Annotated in this window: 2 pseudogenes; both read left to right on the top strand. The window is 45.7% G+C overall.

The features are described 5' to 3' along the window. A pseudogene (gene fenE, locus CJU60_RS21235) lies at window positions 1–3,631 on the top strand (fengycin non-ribosomal peptide synthetase FenE); the annotation flags it as partial. Between the two features lie 25 nt (window positions 3,632–3,656). Beyond that, a pseudogene (gene fenA / locus CJU60_RS21240) lies at window positions 3,657–9,429 on the top strand (fengycin non-ribosomal peptide synthetase FenA); the annotation flags it as partial.

Consider the following 9,429-nt stretch of genomic DNA (forward strand, 5'->3'; position numbering starts at 1 on the left):
GTTTGCGCAATTTTTACAGGAAGTGCGTGAGACTGCATTGGAAGCTTACGAACATCAGGATTATCCGTTCGAAGAGCTTGTCGACAAGCTCGGCATGACGAGGGATATGAGCCGAAATCCGCTGTTTGATGCGATGTTTGTGCTTCAGAATATGGACCAAGAATCCATGCAGCTGAAGGACCTGTGTCTCCGGCCCGCAACAAATGTGGAACATCAAGTATCAAAGTTCGATTTAACCCTGTATGCGTACGAGGAAGCCAATGGATCTATGATGTTTCAAATGGAATATAGCACTGATCTCTATCAGAAAAATACGATTGAAATGTGGCTTCACTATTTAATGAATATGTTACGCGCCATCATCCAAGACAGCGAAGCAGCACTTGGAACAATACATGTATTGGACGAGAATGAAACCCATTTCCTTATCCATGAACTCAACTGCACAAAAAGAGAGTATCCGAGACATGAAACCATCAGCAGGCTGTTTGAGTTACAGGCTGAACAAACGCCTGATGCCACAGCTGTGGCCGGCGATGAACAAACATTAACGTATAAGGAGCTGAATATCCGGGCAAACAGAATTGCTGCTGTTCTTCGGAGAAAAGGAGTCGGACCTGAAACTGTAGTTGCATTATTGACAACACGAACTCCAGAACTTGCAGCAGGAATGCTCGGCATTTTGAAAGCTGGAGGAGCCTATCTGCCTATTGCTAAGGATCTTCCCGCTGACCGAATATCATATATGCTGTCAGACAGCGGTGCAAAAATACTCCTTCAATCTGAAAAAGCAAACAATCAACGATTAGACTTAGAGCTTACATGTGAGCAAATCGTCATCGAAGAGATTCAAGGACAAGGAGAAACGAAGAACTTTGAATCTCCAGCAGGGCCACATTCACTCGCTTATATCATCTATACCTCAGGATCAACCGGCAAACCGAAGGGTGTCATGATTGAGCAGCGAAGTGTGATCCGTCTTGTCAAAAACAGCAATTACATTGAATTTACACCTGGAGACCGGCTTCTGCTGACTTCTTCACTCGGTTTTGATGTCGTTACATTTGAAATACTCGGGCCGCTGCTAAATGGCGCTGCTTTGCATCTCACAGATAAAGAAACATTTCTGGATTCCCATCAGCTTAAGAGATACATAGAACAAAACGGAATCACCACAATGTGGCTGACTGCATCTCTTTTCAACCATTTAACAGAACAGAATGAGAAAATATTTTCCCGGCTCATAAATCTGATTATTGGCGGAGAAGCTCTGTCAGCCAGTCATGTCAATCGAATCAAGCAAGCATGCCCGGAATTGTCAATCTGGAACGGATATGGGCCGACTGAGAATACAACATTTTCGACTTGTTTTCACATTGAAAAACTGTATGAACATTCCATTCCGATCGGCCGGCCGATTGGTAATTCAACCGCATTTATCTTAAATAAATGGGGAATGCTGCAGCCGATCGGAGCTGTCGGTGAACTGTGTGTCGGCGGAGATGGTGTGGCAAGAGGCTATCTTGGTCGACCAGACCTGACGAAAGAGAAATTTGTGCCAAATCCATTTGCGCCCGGCGAACAAATGTACCGTACCGGTGATCTGGCACGCTGGCTGCCGGACGGCACAATTGAATATGTAGGCCGTGTCGATGATCAGGTAAAAATAAGGGGGTACCGGGTTGAGCTCGGTGAGATTGAATCAGCGCTTCGTCATATAGACGGTGTCAAAGAAGCAGCTGTATTGGCGCGAACAGGACAATTAGGCAGCAAGGAGCTTTACGCCTATATAAGCGTAAAAGAGGGTACAGATGCTGAACAAGTGCGTACTCACCTTTCTCAAATGCTGCCAGGCTATATGATGCCGACCTATGTGATAGAAATGGATGCTCTCCCGCTCACTGCCAACGGAAAATTGAACCGAAAAGCACTGCCTGAACCAGATATTACATCTAAACAAACGTACGTCCCGCCTCGAAATGACCTTGAAGAACAGCTTGCGATCATATGGCAGGAGGTTCTCGGGACACAGAGGATCGGAATAGAAGATTCGTTTTTTGAACTAGGCGGAGATTCAATTAAGGCTCTTCAAGTATCCGCGCGCCTCGGACGTTATGGGTGGAGCTTGTATGCAAGCGATTTATTCCGCCATCCGAACATAAAAGATTTATCAGCAGTCATCCGGAAGACAGAAAGAGTAATAGACCAAGGATCTGTTCAGGGAGCTGTCCCATGGACACCTATTCAGCATTGGTTCCTCTCTCAGGATATAGAAGATAGACACCATTTTAACCAGTCTGTCATGCTGTTTAGTCCTGATTGTTTGTCGGAAAATGCACTGCGCGCATCATTAAAAAAACTGGCAGAGCATCATGATGCCCTGCGGATGATTTATCGGGATGATAGCGGACAACAGATACAAATCAACCAAGATATTCATGAATCCAAACTGTACAGCTTAAGGATTTCTGATTTTTCAGATCCGGGAATCGATTGGGAAACGAGCATTAAAGAAGAAGTGGCAAATCTTCAGCAAAGTATCAATCTCCAACAAGGACCATTACTGCATGCCGCTTGGTTTAAAACGCTGTCCGGAGATTATTTATTTCTCACGATTCATCATTTGGTCGTTGATGGGGTATCATGGAGAATTTTACTGGAGGACCTGTCAGCGGCATATCATCAAGCAGCTTCAGGACAGGCTATACAGCTTCCGCCTAAAACAGATTCCTATCAGGAATACGCACGGCGAATTCAAGATTATGCCCAAAGCAGCAAGCTGATTCGCGAGGAAACGTACTGGCGGACGGTTGAAGAGGAAAAAGCAGCGGAACTGCCATACGAAATGCCTTATATGGAGAATATGAACAGCAGTGTAAGGGAAACATTGCGCTTTTCACTCACTGAAGCAGACACCGCGGTCTTGCTGCAAAAGGTAAACCACGCTTATGGCACAGATACACAAGATATTCTATTGACGGCGGCTTCCTTAGCGATTTGTGACTGGACAGGGGGCAGCAAGCTCCGTATGGCAATGGAGGGACACGGGAGAGAACACATTCTGCCGGATTTAGACATCAGCCGGACGGTTGGCTGGTTTACATCCATTTACCCCGTCCTTATTGACTTTGAAAATCAAGCGGATGAGCTTGGAACCGCAGTTAAAACCGTGAAAGATACATTGGGCCGGATACCGAACAAAGGGGTAGGGTACGGCATGTTGAAATATCTTACACATCCCGAACATAAAAGCATGGTGTTGTCAAAAACACCTGAAATCGGCTTTAACTATTTAGGGCAGTTCAACGACATAGAAAGTCAAGACCGTTTCCGCCCATCCGGTCTTGGGAGCGGTAAGGACATCACTCCTACTTGGAAGCGGGAGCAGCTTATTGAGATGAGTGCGATGGCAGCAGAAAATCAGCTTCATTTTCAGCTCAGCTATCCGCCGGCACGGTTTCACAGGGGTACAATGGAGCGGCTCATCACCATGATTGAATGCTATTTGCAGGATATTATGAAACACTGTGCTGAAAAACAGAACACAGAAAAGACGCTGAGCGATTTCAGCAGCCAATCATTAACGGCAGAGGATTTGGACAGTATATCCAGCTTGGTGGAAGATTTGTAGAAAATCGTGACAGGGAGATATGAACATGACAAAAGCGAATTCAATACAGGATATTTATCCGCTGTCTTATATGCAGGAAGGAATGCTTTTTCATTCCCTCCTGCAAAAAGATTCACGGGCATATGTTGAACAAGCCTCTTTTACAATAGAGGGAGAAGTCAATTTGCAGTTTTTCCAAGAGAGCATCAATGCTTTAGTAGCAAGACATGACATTTTCAGAACGATTTTCATCAGCCAAAATGTCTCTTCACCTCAGCAGGTTGTCCTGAGGGAACGGACTGTCAGTGTACTGGAGGAGGACATTGCTCATTTAGATGAAGCGGGCCAATCTGCGTTTGTCGAACAAATAAAAGAAAAGGACCGCGCCAAAGGGTTTCATCTGCAAAAAGATATGCTCATGCGCATCACACTTATTCGAACCGGAAAGCGGCAATATACTTGTATTTGGACCTTTCATCACATCATGATGGACGGCTGGTGCCTCGGCATTGTACTAAAAGAATTCCTTCAGATTTATGCATCAAAAATAAAAGGGGCTCCATTATCATTGGAGCCCGTTCAGCCATACGGAACTTATATCAATTGGCTGATGGAGCAAGACAAAGAGAAAGCTGTTTCCTATTGGGACAATTATCTTTCCGGCATTAAGCAGCAAACCTTGCTCCCGAAGCAGAAAAAAACAAAGAGCACAAGCAGGCAGGAGCAAATTACATTTTCATTTTCAAAAGAAGACAGCAGCAGGCTGTCAGAGCTTGCCGTAAGAGAAGAAGTCACACTCAGTACAATTTTCCATACCCTATGGGGAATTCTTCTTCAAAAATATAACAATAGTGATGACGCGGTATTCGGTTCTGTCATTTCAGGAAGGCCCTCAGACATTGAAGGAATTGAACAAATGGTCGGGCTTTTCATCAACACGATTCCCATACGGATGCATGGATCAAAAACGCCATTTTTACAGCTCGTAAAAGACATGCAAAAGGATCGCCTTGCTGCAGAAGCATACAGCTACCATCCTCTATACGAGATACAGTCCCGTTCAGCAGTCAAGCAAGGTTTGATTGATCACATTCTTGTATTCGAAAACTATCCGGTGCAGAAAGAAATAGAAATGCTGAACAGCCAGGAGCCTGATTCAGATCTTTTTCAGATTCATAACTTTACAGTAGCGGATGAAACCAATTACAGCTTTTATCTTATGGTGGCGCCAGCGGAAGAAATCCATATAAAAATGAGCTATGATGCAGCACTGCATGACCGATCCTTTGTGCTTTCTGTTAAGGAGCATCTTTTGAACACTGTTTCCCAAATCTTAGATGATCCGCATCTCTCACCCGAAGACATCGATATCACAACAGACACTGAAAAGCTGCAGCTGATTGGGGAAATCAAAGATCACAAACCAGTTTATGAAACCATCCATGCCATGTTTGAAAAACAGGCAGAAAGGACGCCTCACGCGCGGGCTGTGATTGATCAAGCGCATTCTCTGACCTATAAAGAATTGAACGAATCCGCCAACAGATTGGCACGGCATTTGCGGAAAAAAGGCGTTATGAGGCAGGAACCTGTCGCAATCATGATGGAACGCTCAACTGAGTTCATTACAGGTATTCTCGGTATATTGAAGGCTGGAGGCGCCATTGTTCCAATCGATCCCCATTATCCGTCTGACAGAATAAATTATATTCTAAATGACTGCGGCTGCTCTCATGTCGTTTCACAAGCGCATTTTGCACCTTTGCTTGAGACTGGCCTGAATGTTACCTATATAGAAGATATTCAAATCGAAGACGGCAGCTGCTTACATTCAGTGAATAGTGCGGACGACCTGCTCTATATGATTTACACATCAGGCACAACGGGAAAACCAAAAGGCGTTCAATTTGAACATCGAAATATGGCTAACTTGCTGCAGTTCGAATTCACTCGCTCTGGCATTGACTTTGAAAATGATGTTTTGCAATTTGCAACTCCTGCTTTTGACGTCTGCTATCAAGAAATATTTTCAACATTGCTGGGAGGCGGCACACTTCATATCGTGCCTGAAGCTATAAAAAGAGACGTGCCGCAGCTGTTTGCATTTATAAAAGAGCATCAGACGACTATTGTGTTTCTCCCAACGGCTTTTATCAAAATGATTTTCAGCGAACAGGAATTTGCGAACGCGTTTCCTCATGATGTAAAACACCTGATTACAGCCGGGGAGCAATTAATCGTTTCCAGTCTCCTCAAAGATGTTTTGCGTCAGCGCAGCATGTACTTGCACAATCATTATGGACCTTCAGAAACTCATGTAGTGTCGGCATATACCATACATCCGGGTGACCAAATTCCGGAGTTTCCTCCGATCGGAAAACCGATTGATTGTACTGATCTGTATATTTTAAATCGCCAAAAACAGCTGCAGCCTCGGGGAGTATCAGGAGAACTTTATATTTCCGGTTCAAGCGTGGCCAGAGGTTATATCAATAACGATAAACTGACGCGAGAGAAATTTTTACCCGATCCCTTCAGGCCCGGAGCGGTCATGTACCGAACGGGAGATGTAGCGAGAATTCGTGAAGACGGCAGCTTTGAATATATCGGTCGAGCCGACGATCAAGTGAAAATCAGAGGTTATCGAATCGAGCCGCAAGAAATAGAAATCGCGTTAATGAATCATCCAGAGGTCAAAGAAGCTGCTATTCTTATCCGGCCAAATCAAGGTGAAGAACATGAGTTATGCGCTTATTATTGCAGTATGCACAGACTGGATGCCTCGACTTTGCGACAATATCTGGCAAATGAGCTCCCAGAATATATGATTCCGGCCAAATGGGTCTGGGTTAACAGCATTCCTTTGACGCCGAACGGAAAAGTCGATCAATCAGCTCTTCCAGAACCGGAAGCTTCAATCAGCAGTAATACATACGCTGCTCCGCGGAACCTGTTAGAGGTAAAGCTTTCGCAGCTGTTTGAAGATGTGCTGAAGGAAACCCCGATCGGCATTCACGATAACTTTTTTGACCGCGGCGGACACTCGTTAAAAGCAACGGTGCTTGTGTCGCGAATCGCCAAGGTATTTCATGTTCAAGTCCCGCTGAAGGACGTATTTGCCCATCCGACAGTGGAAGGATTGGCTCTCATTGTCCGAAATGCAGAGGAAAATCCCTTTGCATCGGTTGCACAGGCAAAAGAACAACCGACGTACCCAGTATCATCAGCTCAAAAGCGGATGTACGTGCTCCAGCATCTAGATAATGGCGGTGTCGGCTACAACATGCCGGCAGTTTTAGAACTGGAAGGGAAGCTTGATCGCGAAAAACTGGCTGCTGTATTCAAGGAACTGATCAGCCGGCATGAACCGCTTCGAACGTCCTTTGTGCCGGGAGAAGATGCCGAGCCCGTACAGCGTATTCACAGTGAGGTTTTGTTTACGTTAAGTGAAGAAGCCTCTGCTGCTGGATTTGTCCGTCCATTTGACCTCAGTCAAGCGCCGTTATTCAGAGCTGGCCTTGTGAAACTGGCGAACGAGAAGCATTTGTTGCTGGTGGACATGCATCATATCATTTCCGATGGTGTATCCGTTCAGATTTTAATCCGCGAATTCACTGAGCGCTATGCAGATCGGACGCTTAAGCCGTTACGAATCCAATATAAAGATTATGCCGTTTGGCAGCAGGAATTTCAAAAGCAAGACACATACAAAAAGCAGGAGACTTACTGGCTGAGACAGTTTAGCGGTGAGCTGCCGGTGCTCGAGCTCCCAACAGACAAGCGCCGACCGGCAGAACGGAATTTCTCAGGCGGAAAAGTTTTATTTCAAATGAATGAAGAAATCACGTCCCGTCTGAAGCAGCTAGCCCGCAAAAATGAGAGCACGCTGTACATGACGCTACTCGCATTGTATTCAGCTTTTTTGTCGCGGTTAAGCGGTCAGGAAGACATCGTGATCGGTTCGCCTATTGCCGGACGCCCGCATGCCGATCTTGAATCGGTCCTTGGCATGTTCGTCAATACATTAGCGCTCCGGACGCACCCAGCCGGCAATAAGACATTTACAAATTTTCTCAAGGAAGTCAAGCAGACTGCACTGGAAGCCTATGAGCATCAGGATTATCCGTTTGAAGAGCTGGTTGATCAACTCGGTGTGCAGCGGGAAATGAGCCGGAATCCGCTGTTTGATACAACACTTGTGCTGCAAAATATGGAAAAGCAAACGTTGAAAATGAATGATTTGCTGCTCAGATGGAACGATTTGCAGCATCCGATATCTAAGTTCGATATTTCCCTGTATGTCACAGAGCATGAGGCTGAGCTGTACTGTCAGTTTGAATACAGTACCGCTTTGTTTGAAAAAGATACCGTTCAAAGATGGGCCGACCTTTTTATGACACTTGTGGAAAACACAGCTTCCAGTCCTGACATGGAATTGGACAATATCCCGATCCTGACAATAGAAGAAGAAAGGTCTTTCATTGACTCGTGCCATCCGCTTGAGGAGACAGGCTATCCGTTGAAACAGACCCTGCACCATGCACTCGAACAGCAAGCGGCAAAAACACCTGACCAACCGGCCGTGATCGTTGAAGACGGAGAGATAACCTACAAGGAATTGAACGAACAGGCTAACCGTGTAGCCTGGGAGCTGATCGACCGCGGAGTAAAAGCCGAAACGACTGTTGCCATTATGGGTAGGCGTTCCCCTGAAATGCTGATCGGGATTTATGCGATTCTAAAAGCAGGCGGCGCTTATCTTCCTATTGACCCGGATTATCCAGAGGAACGGATCCGCTTTTTGCTGAAGGACAGCGATTCTGGCATTCTCCTTATTCAATCTGACAATCTAGACATTCCGGCTTTTGATGGAGAAATCGTTCATCTCAGTCAATTAAACAGCGGGCTGAAACGTCGTCTGTCCAATCCAAATGTTGAAGTCTATCCGGATTCTTTAGCCTATATGATTTATACATCCGGCTCTACTGGAAGACCTAAGGGTGTACAGGTTGAGCATCAATCTGCAGTGAATTTTTTAAATTCCCTTCAGTTCCGCTATCCTTTGAACCAATCGGACGTCATTTTGCATAAAACGTCGTATTCCTTCGATGCTTCGATATGGGAGCTGTTTTGGTGGCCGTATGCTGGCGCCTCTGTTTATCTGCTTCCTCAAGGAGGCGAAAAAGAACCGGACATGATATTGAAGGTCATAGAAGAACAGCAGATTACAGCGATGCATTTTGTGCCTTCTATGCTTCATGCGTTTTTAGAATATCTAAAAAATGGCCCTGTACCGATCAAAACGAACAGGCTGAAGAGGGTGTTTTCTGGAGGCGAACAGCTGGGGGCACATCTTGTCTCTCGGTTCTGTGAATTGCTGCCAGATGTTACATTAACCAATTCCTATGGGCCTACCGAAGCTACTGTAGAAGCGGCATTCTTTGATTGCCCGCTGGATGAAAAACTTGACCGCATTCCCATTGGCAAACCTATTCATCATGTCAGATTGTATATTCTGAACCAGAAGCAGAGGATGCTGCCTGCTGGATGTATCGGAGAATTGTACATCGCCGGGGCCGGGGTTGCCAGAGGCTACTTGAATCGGCCGGAATTAACAAAAGAACGTTTTCTTGATGATCCATTTTATCCGGGTGAACGTATGTACAAAACAGGGGATTTAGCACGCTGGCTGCCAGACGGACAGGTTGAATTCCTCGCCCGTCTGGATGACCAGGTGAAAATCCGCGGCTACCGGATTGAGCCGGGAGAAATCGAAGCGGCGCTCAGAAGCATAGAAGGCGTGCGGGAAGCGGCTGTGA

Origin of the sequence: Bacillus sp. 7705b, assembly GCF_002289525.1 — a bacterium.
In the GTDB taxonomy this organism is placed as follows: Bacteria; Bacillota; Bacilli; order Bacillales; family Bacillaceae; genus Bacillus; species Bacillus halotolerans.